This window comes from Pseudomaricurvus albidus, from assembly GCF_018863235.1.
Taxonomy (GTDB): domain Bacteria; phylum Pseudomonadota; class Gammaproteobacteria; order Pseudomonadales; family Cellvibrionaceae; genus Pseudomaricurvus; species Pseudomaricurvus albidus.
Map to the genome: position 1 here is coordinate 161,217 of NZ_JAHKRS010000007.1, position 21,135 is coordinate 182,351.

Consider the following 21,135-nt stretch of genomic DNA (forward strand, 5'->3'; position numbering starts at 1 on the left):
AACATTATGACACTTGCATCAATATTTTTTTGCGATTAATTCTCCGAGTAAATGCCAATACATTAAGGTGAGCGATATTTTAGGAAAAGGCTTTGGGGACCAAAATTTATTCTTTCCAGTCCTTAAATTGCTGCAATAAGTAATCAATGGCCAGTCGCGCACGCATGGGTAAAAAACGTCGATTTTGATAGACGATCCAACTGGTAATACCGTGGCTCCAGTAATCCCGTAAAATCGGTTTTAACTTACCGTTACTAATCGATTGTTCAAAACTACTGGCTGGCATATAGGCTATCCCCATACCTTGCTCACAGGCTTGCAAAACCACATTGCCATTATTTGAACGCCAGGCACTCGCCACTTTTACCTCAAAGCTTTGCTGATTTTCTTCAAATAACCAATGGTCGTTATTGGTTAGTAAGCACTTGTGGTGTTTTAACTCCTTTGGGTGCATGGGCTCGCCAAATTGATTGAGATACTCCGGACTGGCCGCCGCCATTAAATGGCGCTGCACGAGACGCCGCGCGACCAAACCAGAATCTTTCAAGCGGCCATAGCGAATCGCAAAGTCAAAACCTTCTTCCACAAAATTCACCATACGGCTATTAAAATCCATTTCGATGGATAGCTCTGGGTGAGATTTGGCAAACTGCATCAGGCACGGTGCAATAAACTGCTCCGCAAAGGTGCCCGCAGCGCTCACTTTTAATGTGCCGGTTAACTTGATGCTCTCATCGGATACCGATTCATCGGCTTGCAGTAAACCGTCAATCAGCTCGCGGCATTGGGTGTAATAGCGCTCGCCGGCATCAGTCAGGCTCACCTTGCGAGTGGTGCGGGCCAATAACTGCACGCCCAGGCGTTCTTCCAGGCGCGCAACCTGACGGCTCACATGGCTGGTGGATGCGTCTAATTGCTTGGCTGCAGCCGAAAATCCCTGGGCTTCGGCAACCGCTACAAATTCCTGAATACCTTCAAAGTTGCTCATGGTGCGGGTTTTACCTTGTTGAGGTCTCAATGGGTAATTATTGCAGTATAGCAATAGTCATTTGATAAATTCAGGGATTATTATCAGTTCAGCCATAAACTAAACTGCTCATGTGTTTGAAACGAGAGCGGCTGTAGCACCTACAGCGCCTTTAAATATCACTGAGAAAGGAGGTTTCTCATGAGCAAGATACTCATTCTGGTAACCAACCACGCAACACTGGGCGAAACGGACGAAGCGAACGGTACCTTCGCCCCCGAGCTAACCCATGCCCTGCACGAAATCATCAACGCAGGTCATGACTACGATCTTGTCTCCATTAAAGGTGGTGAAGCCCCCCTGTATGGCACCGACATGGAAGGGGACGAGATCAACAACAAAATCCTTGCGGATGAGACCTTCCAGAATCGTATCAACAACACGATCCCGGTCAGCCAAATTAACGTCGATGACTACGCTGGCATCTTCTATCCCGGTGGCTTTGGTCTGCTGACCGATCTGGCAAGTAACGATGACGTCGCCAGGCTAACGGCCAAACATTACGAAGGCGGTGGTGTGTTGTCAGCGGTATGTCACGGCCCCGCGGGTCTGTTGCCCGTGAAGCTGAGCGATGGCGAACCACTGCTTTCAAAAATCAAGGTCACAGGCTTCACTCGTGAAGAAGAAGTGGACTATGGCACCATTGATAAAATCCCTTTCTTATTGGAAGAATCCTTGGCGCGTACCGCGAGAAACTACAGCAAAACCCAACCATGGGGTGAATACGTAGTTCAAGACAGTCGCGTGATTACGGGTCAAAACCCGGCCAGCGCCGGAGCCGTGGGTAAAGCCTTGGTAGAAGCACTAAAGGAAAAGCAAACTGCGTAAACTTACGTGTTTAAACCTTGGCGTATAAACCCAAGACTGGCATGCTCTGGATATTTGCCAGAATGAAAAAAGCCCGCTAACAATAGCGGGCTTTTTTTATGCTTGATTTAATGATCATTAATAGAGGGCGTGCCTGTTTAATGCATAGCTGCCATTTGCATTGTCAATTTTATTTACACTTGTGTGGTTCCGATTGTTTATGCTGTGACAGTACGATTGGTTGCATACTTACAGTTATATGCAGGCTCCCATTAAGTCTCAGTGTTTATTAATAATTTAAAATAACTATATGCATTCTTTTGCTTAATGTCTTTCAGTTGTAAAAACTTTTAAACACAGCTCTAGTTAGTACCATGGTCTGAAACTTGCCTGTCCATCGATTGTTTAAATTTTGCGTGTCTGCAATTCATCATTGGCAATGACTGGCTTGTGGTTGCGTAAGTTCAATTTACTGTTCAGAGGTAACTGAATTTTCACAGCAATCGAGAGTGGTTACGTATGAAACCAATAACATCGGCAACAAAGAGACTAAAATTTCTATGGTTAAGTGTTTTGTGGGTAGGGTGTGTTATCAGTGGTCCGGCAAAAGCGGGGATTATTATTGACTCCATTACCGCATCTTTTGAGGGGGGAGCCGCGTTTTTCAGGTTAAACTTTGATGATACAGAGTATGGTCCATTGCCCTACGGCCCTGGAGACATTGATCTGAATACCGTTACCAGTATTGACTGGCGCTTTCCTGCATCTGCAGCGTCATCTCTTGATATCAGCATGAGTTATTTCACCAGTGGTTATGTTGGTGCATTCATTGACGAGACAGGAGAGGTATCTATTACCAGTTTTTTTCTGAGATTCGAGAAAGGCGATTTCACGTCCCCGTTTGATTATTTTCTCGATATCACCAATGACGACTTGTATGTGAGTTACTGTGGACCATTTGACTGTGATCTTCCAACAACACGAAGATGGGGTGCCGTATCCGAAGATAATACGATTGTGAGCAAGTATTCAGTGGTTTCTCGAGAGGCGCCGCCACCGACTTCAGAAGTCCCAGAGCCTGCAACCCTGGCCATCTTACTGCTGGGATTGCTGGGGATGATGTCCATTAGCCGCATGCAAAAAGACGGTGTAGCCGCTGGGACAGTCGTCCATCAAGGATAAAAGGCGACGATTAAAATAACACGGTAAAGGTGACCACAGTAAAAGGTGACGGAGGGATTCAGTGTTAACCCGTCCTGTCCGTCACCTCAATCGCCTCGCGCTCTATCACCTCGTCGATCACCCTGCGCCTGTCGAAGGGCAATAGCTCACAATTCACACCCCACCGCTCGCCCTGAGCCTGTCGAAGGGCCACTCCCAAACAAGCAACATGCAGCTCCCACCCAGCCCGCTCACCCTGAGCCCGTCGAAGGGCCACTCCCAAACAAGCAACATGCAGCTCCCACCCAGCCCGCTCGCCCTGAGCCTGTCGAAGGGCCTCTCCCAAACAAGGATAACCCAGCTCAAACCCTCGGCAGTGGATATCAAACACCCGACAACGCATATCAAACACTCAACGTCGGATCCCACACAGAGGATTGTGGGATACCAAACACCCGATCACCCATACGCGCAATGCAATACCGGGTCTTCCGAATGCGACATCGAGTCTTTCATAACCCGACATTGGGTCTCACGGATGGGGTCAGGGGATTCAAAAGACCCAATGCCGGGTCTTTTGAATGGAACATCCTCTCTCGCACAACCGACATCGAGACTCTGCAATGGACGATCGAGTCTTTTATAGGGAACAGGGGATACGCGGTATGGAATGGGGGATACGCTGTATAGGGCAGGGGATACGTTGTATAGGCTGGGGGATACGCTGTATAGGCTGGGGGATACGCTGTATGGGATAGCGGATACGCAGGATAGGCTGATGGATACGCCCTATGCGACCACGCTATGCCGAAGGCCAATGCTCGACAACCCACAACCCCCCGTTCACCCTGAGCCTGTCGAAGGGCCTCTCCCCAACGAGCAACACGCAGCCCCCACCCAGCCCGATCATCCTGAGCTTGTCGAAGGGCCTCTCCCAAGCGAGGACGCCGCAGCTCAAGCTCTCGACAGCGAGTGATTTCAGGAGGCTCACCTCACTCAGAGCTTCGAACGCGGGTCTTCGGAATAGCCCGCCGAGCAAACATTCGGAGGATGCCGAGACTTTTTGCGAGGTGATCGAGTGATTTTTGGAGGCTGCCGAGTGTTTTTGCAAGCCCGCCGAAGAATTGAGCGAGGTGATCGAAGCTTTTTGGGAGCCCGTCGAAACTTTTAGCAAGGCCTTCGAGAGTTTTTGCTTCAATGCGGAGCGTTTGATATGCAAGGCCGACGCTCTGATCCCCGAAACCGACTCTTTAAAACCCACCTCCGGAGCTAACAAAGCCATTCACTTATCTGATCAATAAGTGATCGAAGCTCTACCGTGCGTTGTCTCATCCCGCAAACAGGACAGTGCTTATTGTGGATAGCACAGTGGAAATTTTGGATGGTGGCAATGTATTCCCTCACAGTATTCTGTGCATGGAGTAACAACCTTAACCACTCAGAATTGCGTATTTAACGACAGATGACGGTTATTGGGATAAACGACCATGAAAATATTTTAAATTCAGTTGGTTGCAGGTGTATTAACCTAATAAAATTGTTGTCAATTATTGGGGTTACGAGATTGGGTCGCTTTTTCCAAGAAAAATAGTTAGTGTATCTACAGTTTAAGGAGTTGATGTATATGGATATTTCCTGCCTGCCAGTTGTATTTATCCTTCGAAAATTATAGCCAGCTGCTATTTGTAGATTTGCATCAGGTCGTTTATTAAACTGTTATATCTAAGGATGGATAATGAAAAATTTCGTAAGATTTGTTGTTGCAACATTGATTATTGCAATAGTGTGGGTGGCTCTCGACTTTGCTTCCTGGTTCGGACTCGAAGCAATTTTTCGTGAATTTAAGATAAGGCCAACACTTTATTATGAAATTACCGAGGCTCTACGGCAGGGGCGGGCATCTCAACTTGATCATGTTTTCGGGCAGCTAATTACTGCAGGAATTTTTGTTGCTATCTATCAAGGGTTAATAAGCCCTAAAAAAATCATTATTGCGATTGCGTATGGGTTTCTATTTGGCCTTATAGGGAAAATTGATGAAGGATCTTTTGCGTACACCTATGGAGCACTTAATGATCCACTATTGCTTCTTCGTGTGGTAGTCGCAGGTATCGAAGGTATTGTAGCAGGTATACTTATATCGCTAGTAATTAAGGAGTAGCACATGGTTGTTCTGTATAGATATAACAAGGTAGTGTTGTCGCCTTCGGCTGGGACAGCCATTCCGCTGGCGCTCCATGTCAGCCCCAAACTGCGGTGTTAGGAGTCTATGGTGTGGATCGGTCTAATGGTAATGTCACCAATTTTAGGTTTTTGTTCTTTGGTTTTCTTGATTGCAAAGGCCTTCGGTAAATTTCCGCCGGGAAAAGGGGCGGTAAGATACTCATTACATTACTTAGGTGTTGTTATGTTAGTTGTCCCGTTCATTGCAGGAGTTGTAGTCTTTAGTAAGTTGTTTAGTATGTCGGGGGCCGGAGTTGGGGATACGCAAGCATGGGGTACTTTTATTGTACTGGGCGTATCAACTCCTCTATTTTTTGTGGGTCTTATATTGGCGGTAAGTTGTTCTGCTAGTGCCAGTCTTCACTCCTGAAATTAAAGAAATTAAAATTAAAGGGGTCAGAGCCCTTTTAGAGGCTTTCCCGTCGAGCTTGCCCGACTTTGCCTTGTGGTTGAGCCTCGGTTTGGTCTTTAAAATAATCATTTTCCAGAGGTGTTCCTGTTACCCAGAATTCGTAGATTTTTTTTATATCGTCTTCGGTGGATCGGCTGTTAAAAAATTCGAGATAAGAGATTGCTGCGGCAGAGCCTTTGCTGAGAGCTATTAAGTTACACCGTGCTATAAATGGATTGCCGCGTCACTATCGTTCCTCGCAATGACGCGTAAAAGAGGACGGAGGGATTCAATTTTAACCAGTCTTGCCTGTTCAGTTTAATTACGTAACTTTCATTTTCAGATATTATTAGCAAAAGGATCTTGCCATGCCCGGACGGCCCAGAACGTATACCTCTGACATGCCTTATCATGTTGTGTGTAAATCTGAACCAACGGTAATGACCAGGTAGGTCAGAATAAAAGGGGGACGTCCCATACAGCAATGTGTTCATATGGAGTATGACGTGAAGAAAATTCTAATATTTGGAAATTCAGGATCTGGAAAGTCAACTCTGTACCGAGAAATATCAATTGCTGATGATTTGCCTCATCTGGATTTAGATACTTTGGCTTGGCAGCCTACGAATCCGCCAGAGAGGAAGTCTCTGGCTGAGTCTGGAAAGGCGATAAAGGAATTTATATCGAATCACGAGAGTTGGGTTATAGAAGGTTGCTATACCGATCTGCTTGAAATTGCAGCTCCATATTCTAATGAAATTATTTACCTCAATTTACCAATTGAGCTATGCATTAGAAATGCGAAAAATCGACCTTGGGAACCTCATAAATATGAATCAAAAGAGGCTCAGGACGCTAATCTTGAAATGTTGATCGAGTGGATAGGCCAGTATAATCAAAGGCAGGATTGTTTCTCACAGTCCGCTCATGAAGGTTTTTATACTCATTACGCTGGTAAAAAGACTGAGTATACGAGCAATGAAAGACACACATAAGAATTAAAGGGGTCAGGGCTTTTATCTCGCAGGTCCGTTTTAATAAACCGTAAATGAAAGATTTTTTAATTTTCATCGTGACTTAATTAAATTCATGGGCTCAATCAGGGAGAGTAATTGATAAGTAAAAGAGGAAGGGTGGGGTTAATTTTTAACCATCCTTTTAGGAGAAGAGTATTTGAAGGGGATTCCGTGAGGTTGCGAATTATTATCAGCCAATAGGCCGAGCAGATTGAAGAAAAGTTGGGTAAGCTGGTTGGTGATGTGAGGCGCGGTAGATCGCAGTTTGTTAAACGTTAATCCCTCCGTCCTCTTTGACATTACAGTTGGACACCCTGGCAAGCTACACCGTGCTATAAATGGATAGCCCAGGCTACCCTCTCTTACCCTTGGGGTAATTCACCTTGTTGCCGCGTGGCCTAAAGCCCCTACTGTTGGCACTATCGTTCCTCGCAATGACGTGCTAATGAGGAATAAGTGGGGGTCAGTGAACATTTGAGCACCTATTACTTTAGCCTAAGCTTTCGCTCGCCCTGACTGCAAAATTGAGAGCCCGCATGGGCAACGGTTTGGAAAATACATCCAGTGATCATTAAAGAGATACCCGCAAGAGATACCTTACAGCTCAGAAGTAAAGTGCTGCGTTCTGGAAAGCCGATTTCAGAATGTGTATTTGAAGGCGATGACTCAGTGGGTACGCGGCATTTCGGAGCCGTGGATAGCAACAATAATGTTGTAGGTATTGTGTCTGTCTATTCTAAAAAGACTCCACTCATTGACGGGGGCACTTGTTTTCAGCTTAGAGCAATGGCCACAAGTGAAAGTTGTCGAGGTCAAGGTGTAGGTAATAGGCTTTTGAGTGCTGCAGAAGAATACGCAAGTCAGTCAGGAGCTTCATTTGTCTGGGCTAATGCTAGAAGTTCCGCTATTGAATTCTATATCAAAGCGGGCTACGAGATTAAATCTGATGAGTTTATGATTGATGGAATAGGGCCTCATTACCTTGTGAGTAAATCATTTGTATAACCAGTGAAGAATAGGGTTCTGACTCCCTTTTCTCGAATAAAGAACGGGCCCGGGTAGTTTCCGGTTTCGTTTTTGATCCCAATTCGCTACCCTTTGATAGGAAGATAGTACATCCGCGTTTTTGGACTATAAACTATTACTAATGTATCGAAACTGCTCGGCATCGCCATTAGCCCTTAATGGCCTTTGGGTGAGTGGTTTTTTGGCCAGTACTGCTAAAGGTAACAATCTATGTCAATAAGTCGTTGGTTTCTCGGTTCTTTGTTGGTGGTGGTTCTGGCAGGTTGCCAGTCTATGTATTATGGCGCGATGGAGAAGGTGGGCGTTCACAAGCGTGACATCATGATCGATCGGGTGGAGTCGGCTCAGGATGCGCAAACCGATGCCAAAGAGCAATTCGAATCCGCGCTGGAGCAATACCAATCCATCATCACCATTAAAGACCAGGATCTGGCGGATCGTTACGATAAACTGAACGACGAATACGAAGACAGTAAAGCCGCCGCTTTACGGGTGTCTGAGCGTATTGATGCGGTCGAAGATGTGTCAGAGGCATTGTTCGATGAGTGGGAAGACGAAATTGACCTGTACAGCAGTGCTGAACTCAAGAGAAAAAGTCAAGCCAAGCTGGGCCAGACCAAAAGGCAATACCAAAAACTCATCAAGGCGATGCGTAGCGCAGAAGCACGCATGCAGCCCGTATTGCTGGCCTTTCAGGATCAAGTCCTGTATTTAAAGCATAATTTGAATGCGCGAGCCATTGACTCACTACAAGGCGAGCTGGGTAGTATAGAAACGAATGTTGCTCAGCTGATTGCAGAAATGGAAAAGTCCATTGCTGAATCAGAGGCGTTTATCAGTAGCCTCCAGTAGTCGTGAAACGCTTGCGACAGGTCGCAGATAATATTTTAAGAGTGACTGTTGCTGCTCTGGGATGAGCAGAAATTAAAGGGCTCTGATTACTTTTCTCCATGGGGATGTATGTCAGGGCGATGTGTTTAAACGCGTCGTTGTGACGTAGAAAAATCTGTTGGGCGAAAAATATTTAGATGCATGTTTTAGAGCAGATTATATGGGCTTTGTGGTTTTTAACTATAGGACTGTTTTTCGTAAGTATAATTATAGATCAGTCATTAAGAGGACATATATCAAAAGAGTACAACGAGAAGACTTGGTGGCTGGCCAAAGGAGCCTTTCTATTTCTCTTACCTAACAGTGCATTTGTTGATGATGTATCAAAAAGGAAAAAATTAGTGTTCGTATTCTTTTGGTGGAGTGTGAGGTTCTCAGTTTTTACTCTTATTACTGGTCTGTGTTTTTCTATTTTTATTGAGCCGAATTAAAATATGCGGGAGATAAAAGGTATTCGTAATTAGTGTAGTGAGAAAATGTTGCCTAATAATGAGTGGGATCAGATAAGCATTATGACACTTGTATGAATATTTTTTTGAGATTAATCCTTCGATTAAGTGCCAATGCATTAAGATGAGCGATGTTTTAGGAGAATGCTTTGGTCGCCAAAATGTTAATCTGATCCCGCTTGTTCACAACCCGTATTGCTGGCCTTTCAGGATCAGGTCCTGTATTTAAAACATAATTTGAATGCGCGAGCCATTGACTCACTACAAGGTGAGTTGAGTAGTATAGAAACGAATGTTGCCCAGTTGATTGCAGAAATGGAAAAGTCCATTGCTGAATCAGAGGCGTTTATTAGTAGTCTCCAATAGTCGTGAAACGCTTAAGCTGTTCGCACATAATATTCATGAGTGGCTGTTGCTGCCCAGGAGGGGTAGAAATTAAATGGACGAATCAAAACAGAAAATTGCGTTATTTATAGATGCAGACAATGCACCGGCAAACAAGTTTGAGGATGTGCTTAGTGAAGTCGCTAAATATGGCGTAGTGACAATCAGAAAAGCCTATGGCAACTGGAAAAAGCCATCTATCAAACCTTGGGAGGATCTGCTGCATGAGTATGCTATCCAACCAGTACAGCAATACGACCTCTCAAAAGGGAAAAATGCATCAGACATTGCACTTGTCATTGATGCGATGGATGTGATGTATACGAAGGACATTGATGTAATGTGCTTTGTATCATCCGATTGTGATTTCACACCCATGGTCACTAGAGCCCTGGCAGAGGGTAAGGTGGTCTTGGGATTCGGTGAGCGCAAGACTCCCTCGCCATTTGTTAATGCATGCTCCAAGTTTTTGTTTTTGGATCAGGAGTCTAACAATGGTGAAACGACCCAAGCAAAGATAACAAACATCAAGTCCAACACCAAACTGATCAATTTACTGCGTCAGGCAGTCGAAGCAACAGCTGAAGATAATGGGTGGGCTGGTTTAGGGCCTGTTGGCTCACATATATCAAATAAGACTTCTTTTGATACCAGAAACTACGGTTATAAGAATTTAAGCAGCCTCATTAAGGCTATAGATTTGTTTGAACTCAAACGTGGCCCTGGCAATTCCTATCTGGTAAAAGATGTACGTAAGAAGAAGGCAACATAATCAGTGACTGTAACCCCAATTTCCGACTAGACCTCCCCACCTCGCCAACAAAAATCACACCTCACAACAGTAATGCTAAGGTGATATAAATAGCCCCTGCCGATTGATCCGTCCCCGGCACCGCCAACAGATGATGCAAAAGGAGTATTTGATGTCAGCCTCACAAGGTTACAGTCGTTTGGAGCAGGGCAGTTTTCTGCTGATGCTGGTGCTTGTCTCTGTGCTGTTCTTTTTTCTGCTCAAGCCGTTTTTCAGTCCGGTGTTTTGGGCGTGTGTGATTACCATTTTGTTTTATCCGTTGTATCAGCTGCTGCAGGACCGCTGGAACAGCCGCAATCTGGCGGCGCTGGCGACGTTAGCGGTATGCATTGTGGTCGGTGTGGCGCCGATGCTATTTCTGATCAAGGCCATGGTGGGCGAGGGGCAGGAAGTGTATCAGCTGGTGCAGAGCGGCGAGCTGGACCCCGCGAAGTATCTGGACAAGGTGCGTGAGGGGTTCCCGTTTGTGCAGGGGTTTCTGGACCGCTTTAATATCGACCTGTCGCTGATCAAGGAAACACTCACCAAGAGTGCTGGCACGGTGAGTCGCTGGGCGGCGCAGAATACCTTGTCCATCGGGCAGAATATGTTGCAGTTCTTTGTCAGTCTGGCACTGATGCTGTATCTGGTGTTTTTCCTGTTTCGCGACGGCCCCATGTTGATCGATCTGCTGATCCGGGCGTTGCCGATGGGGGACGAGCGGGAGCGGCATCTGTTCAACAAGTTTGCCGAGGTGACCCGGGCGACGGTGAAGGGCAATCTGGTGGTGGCCATTATTCAGGGGAGTCTGGGGGGTATTATCTTTGCCTTGCTGGGCATCAAGGGCGCTGTCTTCTGGGGGGCGGTCATGGTGTTGTTGTCGCTGATCCCTGTGGTGGGGGCCAGTCTTATCTGGGGGCCGGTGGCGATCTATTTGTTTGCCGTGGGCAGCTGGGAGAAGGGATTGATCCTGACAGCCTTTGGCGCCGGGATTATTGGTTTGGTGGACAACCTGTTGCGCCCCATTTTGGTGGGCAGGGATACCAAGCTGCCGGATTATCTGGTGCTGTTGTCGACCCTGGGCGGATTTGCGCTGTTCGGTATGAATGGCTTTGTCATCGGCCCCTTGGTGGCGGTCTTGTTTATCGCCTTCTGGCAGATCTTTATTCTGGATTTTAACAGTGAGTCAGAAAGCTCTGAGTCTGTGGACCCTGACTCCGAAAACAGCGAGGCGAAAGCCGGGGGGGAGTCACCACAGGACAAGTCCGACTGACGAGTTGACCCTGTTTGGAGGCTGCTTTATAAAGGCAGCTCGCCCTGTATTCATGTCGTATTAAGGGATAGTCCGTGAAAATAGCAGTTTGAGACAATCGTACCCTACGACAACCGTAATCTGATGAGTGATTTTTTTATGTTAACTGTACAAGCCAAAAACACCGCCGCGACACTTTTGGGTGTGATTTCAAAGCTGATGTTGATGATCAGCCTGTCCGTGGGCTCGGGCGTTGCCCTGGCTGAAACCGATATCTCGGTGTTCAAGAGCCCAAATTGCGGCTGCTGCCAGAAGTGGGTTGATCATCTGGAGAGTAACGGCTTTCAGGCACAGGTCACCGATACCGACCGCATGAACGTGATCAAGCACGAGCACGGTATCTCGTCTCAGTACCAGTCTTGCCATACCGGCGTGGTGGATGGTTATGTCTTTGAAGGCCATGTGCCTGCCGCGGTGATGCAGAAGTTTCTGAAAGAAAAGCCTGAAAATGCCATCGGTCTGGCGGTTCCGGGTATGCCGATGGGCAGCCCGGGTATGGAAATGGGCAATCGCCACGACGATTATGATGTCCTGTTACTGAAGAAGGATGGCAGCAGCGAGGTGTACGAGCATATCAGCGCGCCAGTGGCGTCTTCTCATGACCATAACCATTAAGGCCTGTTTTGAAGGACAGTCGCCTTTCTTGGCCCTCCTGGAAAACTCTTTGACCTGAAAGTCATTCGCTTCTAGTATAGGCGCCTTCTGTAAAAGGGTGCCTGTCGGCGATCGCTGTGTTGATCGTCTGGAACAGGTTAAACGGGAAGTGTGGTGTTTGGTGTTCTGCGGAACCCAATTGATTCCACCGCTGCCCCCGCAACGGTAATCCGCCTGAATGAACTCTGGTGGTGAGCCCGAAACCGGCCCTTTGCAGCATTTTGCAACGATGAAGCGGAGGGCTTTATCCTGGGCAGTTTCTTTTCATTGCTGATTTGTTATCGCCTCAAGACTTAACCCCAAAGGTTCGAAGGTTTTTGGCAACCGCAAACAGCACGCCTTATTGATCTCTCCTCCTGTCTGAATTGTCTGTCGTTGTCTGCGTAGGCGACACATAGACTTACAGACCCATTGCTTTGTCGTTCAATTGTTTTTGGTGGCCTCAGGGCCGACCCGATTCTTTTGGAGACAGTATGGCCTTTTTCTCAGCATCGTCGAACCTCCGTGGTTTGTTTGGCTTTCCATTAACTTTCATCAGCAAAGCTTGCCGACATGGTGCACACATGGCTGTGTTGCTGCTGTTGTGTCTGGGGAGCGTGACGCTGTCTGCCGAGGAAAAGACCCTGCTGGGTATTGTCACGCCTCGCAACAGTGCCGATGTGATGAGCGGGGCTCAGGCGTTTCATCAGGCGTACCCACAGCATCAGCTGTTGCTCCGAACCACCGATCAATTCAGTGATATGACCGAGGCCGACCGTCGTCAGCTGCTCGACAGCGCCGATGTGGTGTTTGCCGGCGGTGTGTTTGGTGATGCCTCGGCACTGTTGAACGGTTATCTGGCGGATCGCCAGCTCATGAGTGACTTTATTGCCGTGCACAGTGATCGTCGGTTGGTGAACGCATCACGCATAGCGGGGCAGAATCTGCTCGACGGTGCAGATCTGGATGTGCTGATGGAAGATCCGCCGCTGGCCCCCGATATGGATCTCGAAGGCTGGCTGGCGCAAAGACTGGAGCAGTACCCTGAGTATCGCGACTGGCTGTTGGCCAAGACCTTCTGGGCCGATCGCAATACTCACAATATCGACGGACTCTTTCGCTTACTGGTGCAACTGACCGGTGAACCCATGGAGATACCGGCACCGGAGCTGCACCAGCCGTTGCGTTTCTTTTTGGGCAATCAGCAGCTGACGATTCAGAAAGACACCTTGCTACTGCCAGCATCTGCAGACGAGCCGCAACGCTGGGTGGTTGTGCTGGATTATGATCATGGCGATCGTCCGGGCGAGAAAGCACTGACCGAACAACTCTGTGCGCAGCTGCTGCAAAAGGGTCAGCAGTGTCTGAACGTGCTCGCCAAATGGGGCGAGGCCAGTGTGCGGGCGGTGGAAATTTTGCGCAATCACAGCGATCGGGTCGGTGTGATTATCTCGCTGCAAAATTTTGTCGTGGGCGGCGGTGAAGGCCGCGAGACGGTTACCGAACATTTGGCTTCGCTGAATGTTCCGGTTCTGAACGCCATACGCCTGAGTGATGCGACGGAAAAAGAGTGGCGTCTGTCAGAAGAGGGCATACGCTGGGACAGCGTCCACTATCGAATTGCCATGCCAGAGTTGCAGGGCGTGTCACAGCCCATGGTGGTTGCCGCCATGACACCACCCAGTATTGATCAAGTGACAGGCTTGCGGGTGGAGTTGTCGCAGCCGGTGGATACTCAGGTATCACTGTTGGCGCAACGGGCAGACCGATGGTTGACCTTACAGAACAAGGGCAATGCCGATAAAAAAGTGGCCATTATTTATTACAACCACCCGCCGGGGCGCCACAACATTGGTGCAGATAACCTGAATGTGCCGGATTCACTGTTTCACATTCTGAACGAAATGAAAAAGGCCGGTTTTGACACGGGAGTACTCCCGGAATCCAAAGAAGCCCTGCTGGATTTGATGCAGGAAAAAGGCGTCAATCTGCCGGAAGATCGTAAAGCCTTGCAGGCCATGTCAACCAAAGTCGAAACGGTTTCGGTGAAGCAGTATTCCCAGTGGTTTGAGACCTTGCCCCAATCCCTGCAGCAGGAAATGGTGAACGGGCCTCTGGGGTATCTGCACCAGATGTTGCAGCAGGCGGTAGAACTCAAGGATCGTGAAGTTGGCAAGCATCTGGTGATGCGGGTGGTGGAAGATCTGCGGCACGCCGTGGAAGGCGCCGATCACCCTGCGCGTGAACGGGTTCTGCGATTGTTGCAACAGCTACAGAGTTCCTACACGGAAAACGACGACAGCCAGATTGACTGGGCCGCGGCACAGCAATTGGTGAAAGCCATTGCCGAAAGCGGCATTGAAGGTGTTCGTGGTTGGGGCAAGTTACCTAGCAAGGTGATGGTTAATGACCAGAAGATACTGATTCCCGGTATTCAGTTTGGCAATGTGTTCGTTGGCCCTCAGCCGCCACGGGGGTGGGAGCTGAATGAAGAGCTGCTGCACGCGAATATGTCTTTCCCGCCGCCGCATCAGTACATGGCCTTTTATCAGTGGTTGCGCCACGATTTTCATGCGGATGCCGTGGTGCATTTGGGGCGGCACTCCACCTATGAATTCCTGCCGCGTCATCGTGTGGGGTTGAGTGATGAAGATTACTCCCAGGCTCTGTTGGGCGACCTGCCCAGTGTCTATCCGTACATCGTCGATGGCGTTGGTGAAGGCATTCAGGCCAAGCGCCGTGGACTGGCGGTGATGGTGGATCACCTCACACCTCCGCTGGACAGCACCGAACTTTACGATCAGTTGCTGGAACTGCGTCATCTGGTCGAAAGCTTTGAAGCGGCACCCGAAGCTGCCGGTGCCATGCGGCAGCGTGCCATTGTAGCCATCAAGGAAAAAGTCAACGAACTCAAATTGCAGGATGAGTTACTGGCCAGTATGGAAGGCGAACTGGCTGTGCGCGGCATTACAGATTTTGATCAGGTGGAAGATGAGTTGCTGGTGCATGAGGTTGGCCATTACCTGACCAAGCTGCAGGAAGACTTTATGCCCCTGGGGCTGCATGTGTTCGGTCGTGACTGGTCGGATGATGCGATCAATACCATGTTGAATTCCATGGCGCAGGGCAGCGACATTGAGCCGGAATGGAAAGATCGCCTCAGCCAATCGCCGGCCCTTGAAATGACAGGGCTGCTGGGCGGTTTAAGTGGCCAGTATGTGGCGCCGGGCAAAGGCAATGACCCAATCCGCACGCCGGAAGCCTTGCCCACCGGACGCAACTTTTATGCGCTGGATGGCAGTCTGATTCCTTCAAAACTCGGGTATCAGGTTGGTGTGGAGCTCGCCAGGACGGCTCGTGAATCGGATAAGCACACTGCGGTTCAGGGTAACAACTCTAGTCACGGTAATGCCGCTGGCGATTCGCAAGACTCCGAAGCCATCGTACTTTGGGCGTCGGATGTGGTGCGCGATGAAGGCGCCATGATCGCGTTCGGTATGGATATGCTGGGGGTAAAACCCGTCTGGAGCAGCCGGGGCATTGTGAAGGATCTCGAACTGCTGGATATCGCGAGCATGACCGAGAACGGCCAGCCGCGAATCCGTCGCGATACGGTCTACACCACCTCGGGACTGTTCCGCGATTTGTACGGCGCACATCTGGTGCTGTTGGAGAAGGCGGTGTTGATGGCCTTGAATGCTTCTGCCGATCTGATCCGGGAGCAGTACCCCGCATTAACCTTCGCGCTCAACTCGGCACTGGTCCCTCTGGGTTCGCAGTATCCATCGGGCAAGGAACCGCTGGCCATCAATCAGGTGGCGGCCAGCTGGGTACAGGATGCCCGCGATGCGTTAAAACTGGGTATTCCCGGTGAGCAGGCGGGCAAGCAATCGGCTTACCGTATTTTTGGTGATGCCCCCGGAACCTACGGTGCCGGCGTGAACCGTCTGGTTGAACGCTCGGGCAGTTGGCAAGAGCGCTCTGAAGTGGCTGCGGTTTATATGCAGCGCATGGGACACGCCTACGGTGCGCAATTGCAAGGTGAGCCCATGCAGGAGCTGTTCAAGAAACGTCTGGCGACTGTGACACAAACCTACCTTGGCCGCTCCAGTAATCTCTATGGTTTGCTGGATAATAATGATGCGTTTGATTATCTGGGTGGTTTGAGTCTGGCGGTGGAAACGCTGACCGGCGAAGCTCCGGATAACTACATTTTGTTTCATCCGGACGCCAACAGCCTGTCTATGGAACCCTTGCAAACGGCGCTACTGTCGGAATTGCGCGGACGCTTTTTAAACCCGCAATGGCTAACGCCTTTGATGAAAGAAGGCTATGCCGGTGCCAGAACCATGGGCAGTGAGTTTCTCGAATACCTGTGGGGCTGGCAGGTGACCAACCCCGGGATAGTGAAGAGTTGGGTGTGGGATGAAGTCAAAGCCGTTTACGTGGATGACCGGTTGGATATCGGCCTCGATGAGTTTCTGGAGAGCGGCCAAAACGTGCATGTAAAAGCCAATATGTTGGCCATCATGTTGGTCGCTGCGCAAAAAGGTTTTTGGCAGGCCGACGAAGAAACCCTCAGCGCTGTGGCACAGAAGTTTACCGAACTGGTGCTGGAGAACGGCTTGCCCGGCAGTGGTCATACGACCCAGAGTCATCCCATGTATGACTTTATAAAAGACTACCTTGATGCAGAGCAGTACCAACAGCTGCAAACATTGTTAAACGAGACACGGGTTGACGCCCGTGTGGAGAGTGCACCTTCCGTGGTTGCTGAAATCTCCATGGCTTCCGAGGCTGAGCCGTCGACCAAAACGGCAGACGCTCAAAACAAACAGCGTGAGCAGGCAGACGACAAAAAGATTGATGAGCAGTCGTCAGAAAAATCCCAGTCGGGAGATAATTTTCAGTATTACTGGTTGGCAGCACTGCTGGGATTGCTGTTGGCCATTGGGTGGGTGCGAGGCAGTCGTGCCCCATCTCACAATCATTTAAAGAGATAAGGGGTCATCATGTTAACGTCATCGTCCATCGGGATTTTGCATCTGCTGGTCAGTTACTTGCTGGAGCCCGTCCTCTGGCTGCTGATGTTGCTGGCTGCGTTAGCCGTGCTGGATATCGGCACCCTGATTGCCGAGCGGGTGAAAGGACTGTCTGCCTGGCGTCGCAGTGAAGACATTGCCGGCTTTGAGCAGCTGGCGAAGAAACGCATTGAGCGCAGTGATTTTATGGCACGCATTGCTCCCATGCTGGGTTTAATGGGAACCCTGATCCCACTGGGGCCCGGTCTCGCCGCATTGGGGGAAGGTGAGTTGAGCATTCTCACGACCGCCATGAGTGTGGCTTTTGATACCACCGTCATGGGTTTGCTGGTCGGGATTATTGGTTTTGTTATCGGTCGCACACGTCGTCGCTGGTACGATCAGTTGCTGAATCATATGGAGGCGGAAGCGAAGGCTCGTGCAACCACCGGCGTTTTCCCGAAGCGGGTTAATGTCCCGGTTGCCAGCAACCATGCGGCTCGTCATAAGGCGGAGGAGTCTGACCATGTCTAGCCGATGGAACTCAGATCGGTTCAGCCCTGCCGATGAAGAGCCTCTGGGGCCGATGGCCAATTTGTTGGATCTGATGCTGGTGTTTGCCTGCGGTTTGATTGCGGCGCTGATTGCCATGAGTGAGCAGCTGCAGGAACACTTTCAATCAGAGTTACAGGATACTCAGGCCAAGACCGTTATCGAACGAGGCAAGGAGCTGCCCAACTTGCCGGGCGACGGGGCTGTAGGCGGTGATGGCTACGAGTCCGTCGGGCAGGTCTATCGGGACCCTAAAACCGGCAAGCTCATCCTGATTGCCCCCTGAGGTGACACTGTAATCCTTCCCCAATAGCCGTCGCAGGCGGCTTTACATACCCCCCCCAAAAAAAAACCAAAGCAATAGCCCACAGCAGTTATTTCTGCATTTCAGATCATTAATTTCTGTCTTAAGTCTTTCTTAAGAAACGCTCACTACTATGCGTATATCAGGAGTTGATTCAGTGATCTGGATGTAGGAGCTGTGTCCATGCATTCTTCAAAATGCAGTATAAAACCACGATTTTTGACGCAATCTGAGCCAAAAAACGACGAAAACCGATCGTCTTTTGCGCTTCAGGGGCTTTCTGATTCTCAGCGTCAGGAGACGGAAGCGTATATTGCCAGGCAATACCTTAAGGTTTACGACGCACATATCCGCGCATTTCTCCCGCTGTTGTTATCGATGTCACGCCAGTCAAATACGTCTCGCAATCGGGAACTGTCTGGTGTGGTTGGGCTGCGTCCTGCGCTGGTGTCAAGGCTGTTCCTGGAGGCCTATCTGGATCAGCCGGTTGAACAGGCCGTGGCAAAAGCGGCCTCAGCTCCTGTGGATCGCGGCAGCATCGTGGAGGTTGGCAATCTGGTCGCCACTCAGCGAGGCAGCAGTCTGGTCCTGTTTTTGGTGATGGCGGCGATTGTCGAGCGGGCGGGGTTTTCCTGGCTGGTGTTTACCGCGACTCCGGAAGTGGAAAAACTGATCAAGCGTCTTACCAAATCACCTACCGTTTTGGCGCCTGCACCAGCCTGTCGATTGGGCAGTCATCAGGACGACTGGGGACGCTATTACCAACAATGCCCCAAAGTCATGGCTCTGGATGTGGTTGAGGCAATAAAAAACGTTCGCGAAGTGCCCTTGTTGCAACAGGTGCTACTGGAGCATGAGGACGCGATCGATGATCTGGCAAGTCAGGTCCTGCGACATCGCCGTCAGGAGGATTGCCGCGCGGGGAGTGTAGCGGAATGAGCCTTGAGCACTTTCTGGAAATGGCTCGCGAATATTCAGCGGATATTGCGCTGGAAGATGAGCAGGGCAGCTTAAGTTATCGACAGCTGATGGAAAAGGTGGAAGCCCTGGCCTTATGGCTCAGTGGCCAGCCAGTGTCAGTGGTGGGTTTGATTGCTGACAACAGCCGTGACTGGGTGCTGGTGGATCTTGCGAGTCAGATGGCGGGTCGTGTCTGTTTGCCCATTCCGGCATTTTTCTCTGAGGAACAGACACGTCATTGTCTCACTGGGGTAGATCTTTTAATCAGTGATCAGCAGTCTGTTATTGAAACGCCTGTATCGGCCGAGTCTGTTTCCGTCCCCGGTACCCGCTTGTTTGCTCAGCGGATCAGTCAGTCTGACGACCAGACTTGTCATGGTGAAACCGCCCTGCCGGACGAAACCCAAAAGATCACGTTTACATCTGGTTCCACAGGAACCCCCAAAGGGGTTTGCCTGAGTCTTAAGCATCAGTGGCAAGTCGCGCAATCCTTGGCCGAGGTGATTGATGTCGCCAAGCCCAGACATCTGTGTTTGTTACCTCTGGCGACCTTGCTGGAAAACATTGCCGGCATCTATGTACCGCTGTTGTGTGGTGGACGGATCATTTTGCCCGACGCCAGTCAGCGTGGTCTCAGCGGCAGTTCGGGATTGAATCTTCGGGCCTTGCTGGCGTGTATAGAGCAGCACAAACCCAACACCCTGATTTTATTGCCGCAGTTGTTGCAGGCTCTGGTGGTTGCTTGCCAGCAAGGTTGGCAGCCGCCGGAATCGCTGACCTTTATGGCCGTGGGTGGGGGCAAGGTTGCGCCATCATTAATTGAGCAGGCCAGACGTGCCGGGCTGCCTGTCTATGAAGGCTATGGTTTGTCTGAATGTGCATCGGTAGTTGCTCTGAATACACCGGGTAATGATCAGCCCGGCAGTGTGGGCAAGTGTTTGCCTCACTGTCAGGTCACGGTAGAAGACGATGAGATCGTCGTCAGAGGTGCGTCGTTTCTGGGGTATATGGGGCAACCTGAGAGTTGGAATCCGCAGACGGTTCGCACTGGCGATCTGGGGAGTATCGATGGCTCTTGGTTGACCATCAACGGACGCAAGAAAAACCTTTTGATCAGCAGCTTTGGGCGCAATATCAGCCCGGAGTGGGTTGAGAGTGCAGTGTTGGCCATGCCCTTAATGAGCCAGTGTGTGGTGCTGGGCGATGGCAAACCCAATCTGATTGCACTGGTGAGTGCTGTAGAGGCCGTTAGCGATGAAGCCATTCGGGATTGGATCGAAACCGTTAATACCTCTTTGCCGGATTATGCTCGCATTAAAAACTGGTCTCGTTTGGAGACACCCGTTTGGCAGCCATACCTGACGGCCAATGGCCGACCCAGGCGGGATTTAATTACCAAAGACTTTGCCGGGTTAATTGAAGCTCTTTATTCCGAACACAAAACGTTGAACGTTAATTAAGTAACAGGTAGACGATTATGAATTTTTACGATCGATTGCAACAGGAAACCAAAGCAGAAAGAGAAGAGCTGTTGTCTGCTCCTATTATCGGACGGTGCCTGAATGGTGATATTACGACGGCTGAATATGTCGCATTTTTGAGTCAGGCTTATCATCACGTCAAGCACACAACCCCTTTGCTGATGGCAACCGGAGCGCGGCTTCCAGAATCCAAAGAGTGGTTACGTAATGCCGTTGCCGAATACATTGAAGAAGAACTTGGTCATCAGGAATGGATTCTCAATGACATCGAAGCCTGTGGTTTTGATAAAGAAAAAGTGCGCTCCAGCCGGCCCAACAGCTCAACGGAACTCTGGGTGGCCTATGCCTACGATACCGTCCAGCGGGTGAACCCTTTAGGTTTTTTCGGGTCCGTTCAGGTGCTGGAAGGCACCAGTATCAAAATCGCGGATTTGGCGGCAGATAAAATCCAGAGTGCACTGCATCTTCCTGATACTGCTTTCAGTTATTTGCGTTCACATGGTGCTATTGATCAAGAACATATTGTGTTTTTTGAGAATCTGATGAATCGCATTGACGATGTGGATGAGCAAAACCAGATTATCCACAGTGCACGCATGTTTTATCAGTTGTATAGCAATATGTATCGTCAATTAAGCCCGGAACAGGCGTTGCCCTTTGCAGCCTGACGGTAAAAGTAGCGGGTTCTGAAATGATGAGGTTAAGCA

Annotated in this window: 19 protein-coding genes and 1 riboswitch; of the genes, 17 read left to right on the forward strand and 2 right to left on the reverse strand. The window is 49.6% G+C overall.

Translation table 11 applies throughout. The features are described 5' to 3' along the window. Window positions 1-106: 106 nt before the first annotated feature. Complete coding sequence (locus tag KOI40_RS12805; RefSeq protein ID WP_216097920.1) at window positions 107-988, reverse strand: LysR family transcriptional regulator; 882 nt, start codon at window positions 986-988, stop codon at window positions 107-109. Between the two features lie 180 nt (window positions 989-1,168). On the opposite strand from KOI40_RS12805, the gene KOI40_RS12810 reads away from it, so the two are divergent. Both KOI40_RS12810 and KOI40_RS12815 read left to right on the forward strand, forming a co-directional pair. Next, entirely contained in the window at window positions 1,169-1,855 is a 687-nt protein-coding gene (locus KOI40_RS12810) for a type 1 glutamine amidotransferase domain-containing protein (protein WP_216097921.1), read from the forward strand. Window positions 1,856-2,353: 498 nt separating this feature from the next. Continuing rightward, complete coding sequence (locus KOI40_RS12815; RefSeq protein ID WP_216097922.1) at window positions 2,354-3,016, forward strand: PEP-CTERM sorting domain-containing protein; 663 nt, start codon at window positions 2,354-2,356, stop codon at window positions 3,014-3,016. Window positions 3,017-3,080: 64 nt separating this feature from the next. On the opposite strand, the gene KOI40_RS12820 is transcribed toward KOI40_RS12815, so the two are convergent. Continuing rightward, window positions 3,081-3,407, reverse strand: a complete 327-nt coding sequence (locus KOI40_RS12820) for a hypothetical protein (RefSeq protein ID WP_216097923.1) — start codon at window positions 3,405-3,407, stop codon at window positions 3,081-3,083. 366 nt (window positions 3,408-3,773) lie between these two features. Here KOI40_RS12820 and KOI40_RS12825 point away from each other — a divergent pair, with 366 nt between their 5' ends. The 15 genes from KOI40_RS12825 (at window position 3,774) to KOI40_RS12895 (ending at window position 21,096) form a co-directional block, all read left to right on the forward strand. Further along, entirely contained in the window at window positions 3,774-3,971 is a 198-nt protein-coding gene (locus KOI40_RS12825) for a hypothetical protein (RefSeq protein WP_216097924.1), read from the forward strand. A 759-nt stretch (window positions 3,972-4,730) separates the two neighbouring features. Further along, a complete protein-coding gene (locus KOI40_RS12830; protein WP_216097925.1) occupies window positions 4,731-5,156 on the forward strand; it encodes a hypothetical protein in 426 nt (141 codons plus the stop codon). Between the two features lie 959 nt (window positions 5,157-6,115). Next, window positions 6,116-6,604 carry an AAA family ATPase gene (locus tag KOI40_RS12835; RefSeq protein ID WP_216097926.1) on the forward strand — a complete coding sequence of 163 codons (489 nt, stop codon included), beginning with the start codon at window positions 6,116-6,118 and terminating at the stop codon, window positions 6,602-6,604. 585 nt (window positions 6,605-7,189) lie between these two features. Continuing rightward, window positions 7,190-7,630, forward strand: coding sequence for a GNAT family N-acetyltransferase (locus KOI40_RS12840; protein ID WP_216097927.1), 441 nt, complete (start codon window positions 7,190-7,192; stop codon window positions 7,628-7,630). A gap of 231 nt (window positions 7,631-7,861) precedes the next feature. Beyond that, window positions 7,862-8,503 carry a DUF2959 domain-containing protein gene (locus KOI40_RS12845; protein WP_216097928.1) on the forward strand — a complete coding sequence of 214 codons (642 nt, stop codon included), beginning with the start codon at window positions 7,862-7,864 and terminating at the stop codon, window positions 8,501-8,503. 683 nt (window positions 8,504-9,186) lie between these two features. Then, complete coding sequence (locus KOI40_RS12850; RefSeq protein WP_216097929.1) at window positions 9,187-9,357, forward strand: DUF2959 family protein; 171 nt, start codon at window positions 9,187-9,189, stop codon at window positions 9,355-9,357. A gap of 73 nt (window positions 9,358-9,430) precedes the next feature. After that, window positions 9,431-10,147, forward strand: coding sequence for an NYN domain-containing protein (locus KOI40_RS12855; protein WP_216097930.1), 717 nt, complete (start codon window positions 9,431-9,433; stop codon window positions 10,145-10,147). 151 nt (window positions 10,148-10,298) lie between these two features. Continuing rightward, entirely contained in the window at window positions 10,299-11,438 is a 1,140-nt protein-coding gene (locus KOI40_RS12860; protein ID WP_216097931.1) for an AI-2E family transporter, read from the forward strand. A gap of 138 nt (window positions 11,439-11,576) precedes the next feature. Then, window positions 11,577-12,092 carry a DUF411 domain-containing protein gene (locus tag KOI40_RS12865; RefSeq protein ID WP_233710249.1) on the forward strand — a complete coding sequence of 172 codons (516 nt, stop codon included), beginning with the start codon at window positions 11,577-11,579 and terminating at the stop codon, window positions 12,090-12,092. A gap of 80 nt (window positions 12,093-12,172) precedes the next feature. Next, window positions 12,173-12,357, forward strand: a riboswitch (cobalamin riboswitch). Window positions 12,358-12,694: 337 nt separating this feature from the next. Further along, on the forward strand, window positions 12,695-17,113 hold the full coding sequence (locus tag KOI40_RS12870) for a cobaltochelatase subunit CobN (RefSeq protein ID WP_216097932.1): 4,419 nt from the start codon (window positions 12,695-12,697) through the stop codon (window positions 17,111-17,113). A 9-nt stretch (window positions 17,114-17,122) separates the two neighbouring features. Continuing rightward, window positions 17,123-17,665 (forward strand): MotA/TolQ/ExbB proton channel family protein, encoded by a 543-nt coding sequence (locus tag KOI40_RS12875; RefSeq protein WP_216097933.1) that lies wholly within the window; start codon window positions 17,123-17,125, stop codon window positions 17,663-17,665. After that, on the forward strand, window positions 17,658-17,969 hold the full coding sequence (locus tag KOI40_RS12880; RefSeq protein WP_216097934.1) for a DUF2149 domain-containing protein: 312 nt from the start codon (window positions 17,658-17,660) through the stop codon (window positions 17,967-17,969). Before KOI40_RS12875 ends, KOI40_RS12880 begins: the two co-directional genes overlap by 8 nt. A gap of 201 nt (window positions 17,970-18,170) precedes the next feature. Next, window positions 18,171-18,926 (forward strand): thermostable hemolysin, encoded by a 756-nt coding sequence (locus KOI40_RS12885; RefSeq protein ID WP_216097935.1) that lies wholly within the window; start codon window positions 18,171-18,173, stop codon window positions 18,924-18,926. Next, a complete protein-coding gene (locus tag KOI40_RS12890) occupies window positions 18,923-20,407 on the forward strand; it encodes an AMP-binding protein (RefSeq protein WP_216097936.1) in 1,485 nt (494 codons plus the stop codon). The genes KOI40_RS12885 and KOI40_RS12890 overlap by 4 nt, the downstream gene beginning before the upstream one ends. Window positions 20,408-20,424: 17 nt before the next feature. Then, window positions 20,425-21,096, forward strand: a complete 672-nt coding sequence (locus KOI40_RS12895) for an iron-containing redox enzyme family protein (RefSeq protein ID WP_216097937.1) — start codon at window positions 20,425-20,427, stop codon at window positions 21,094-21,096. Window positions 21,097-21,135: the final 39 nt, after the last annotated feature.

Coding starts and splice junctions, on each gene's coding strand:
- KOI40_RS12805 (WP_216097920.1), bottom strand. CDS start 988: ATGAGCAACTTTGAAGGTATTCAGGAATTTGTAGCGGTTGCCGAAGCC.
- KOI40_RS12810 (WP_216097921.1), top strand. CDS start 1,169: ATGAGCAAGATACTCATTCTGGTAACCAACCACGCAACACTGGGCGAA.
- KOI40_RS12815 (WP_216097922.1), top strand. CDS start 2,354: ATGAAACCAATAACATCGGCAACAAAGAGACTAAAATTTCTATGGTTA.
- KOI40_RS12825 (WP_216097924.1), top strand. CDS start 3,774: ATGGATACGCCCTATGCGACCACGCTATGCCGAAGGCCAATGCTCGAC.
- KOI40_RS12830 (WP_216097925.1), top strand. CDS start 4,731: ATGAAAAATTTCGTAAGATTTGTTGTTGCAACATTGATTATTGCAATA.
- KOI40_RS12845 (WP_216097928.1), top strand. CDS start 7,862: ATGTCAATAAGTCGTTGGTTTCTCGGTTCTTTGTTGGTGGTGGTTCTG.
- KOI40_RS12855 (WP_216097930.1), top strand. CDS start 9,431: ATGGACGAATCAAAACAGAAAATTGCGTTATTTATAGATGCAGACAAT.
- KOI40_RS12860 (WP_216097931.1), top strand. CDS start 10,299: ATGTCAGCCTCACAAGGTTACAGTCGTTTGGAGCAGGGCAGTTTTCTG.
- KOI40_RS12865 (WP_233710249.1), top strand. CDS start 11,577: ATGTTAACTGTACAAGCCAAAAACACCGCCGCGACACTTTTGGGTGTG.
- KOI40_RS12870 (WP_216097932.1), top strand. CDS start 12,695: ATGGCTGTGTTGCTGCTGTTGTGTCTGGGGAGCGTGACGCTGTCTGCC.
- KOI40_RS12875 (WP_216097933.1), top strand. CDS start 17,123: ATGTTAACGTCATCGTCCATCGGGATTTTGCATCTGCTGGTCAGTTAC.
- KOI40_RS12880 (WP_216097934.1), top strand. CDS start 17,658: ATGTCTAGCCGATGGAACTCAGATCGGTTCAGCCCTGCCGATGAAGAG.
- KOI40_RS12885 (WP_216097935.1), top strand. CDS start 18,171: ATGCATTCTTCAAAATGCAGTATAAAACCACGATTTTTGACGCAATCT.
- KOI40_RS12890 (WP_216097936.1), top strand. CDS start 18,923: ATGAGCCTTGAGCACTTTCTGGAAATGGCTCGCGAATATTCAGCGGAT.
- KOI40_RS12895 (WP_216097937.1), top strand. CDS start 20,425: ATGAATTTTTACGATCGATTGCAACAGGAAACCAAAGCAGAAAGAGAA.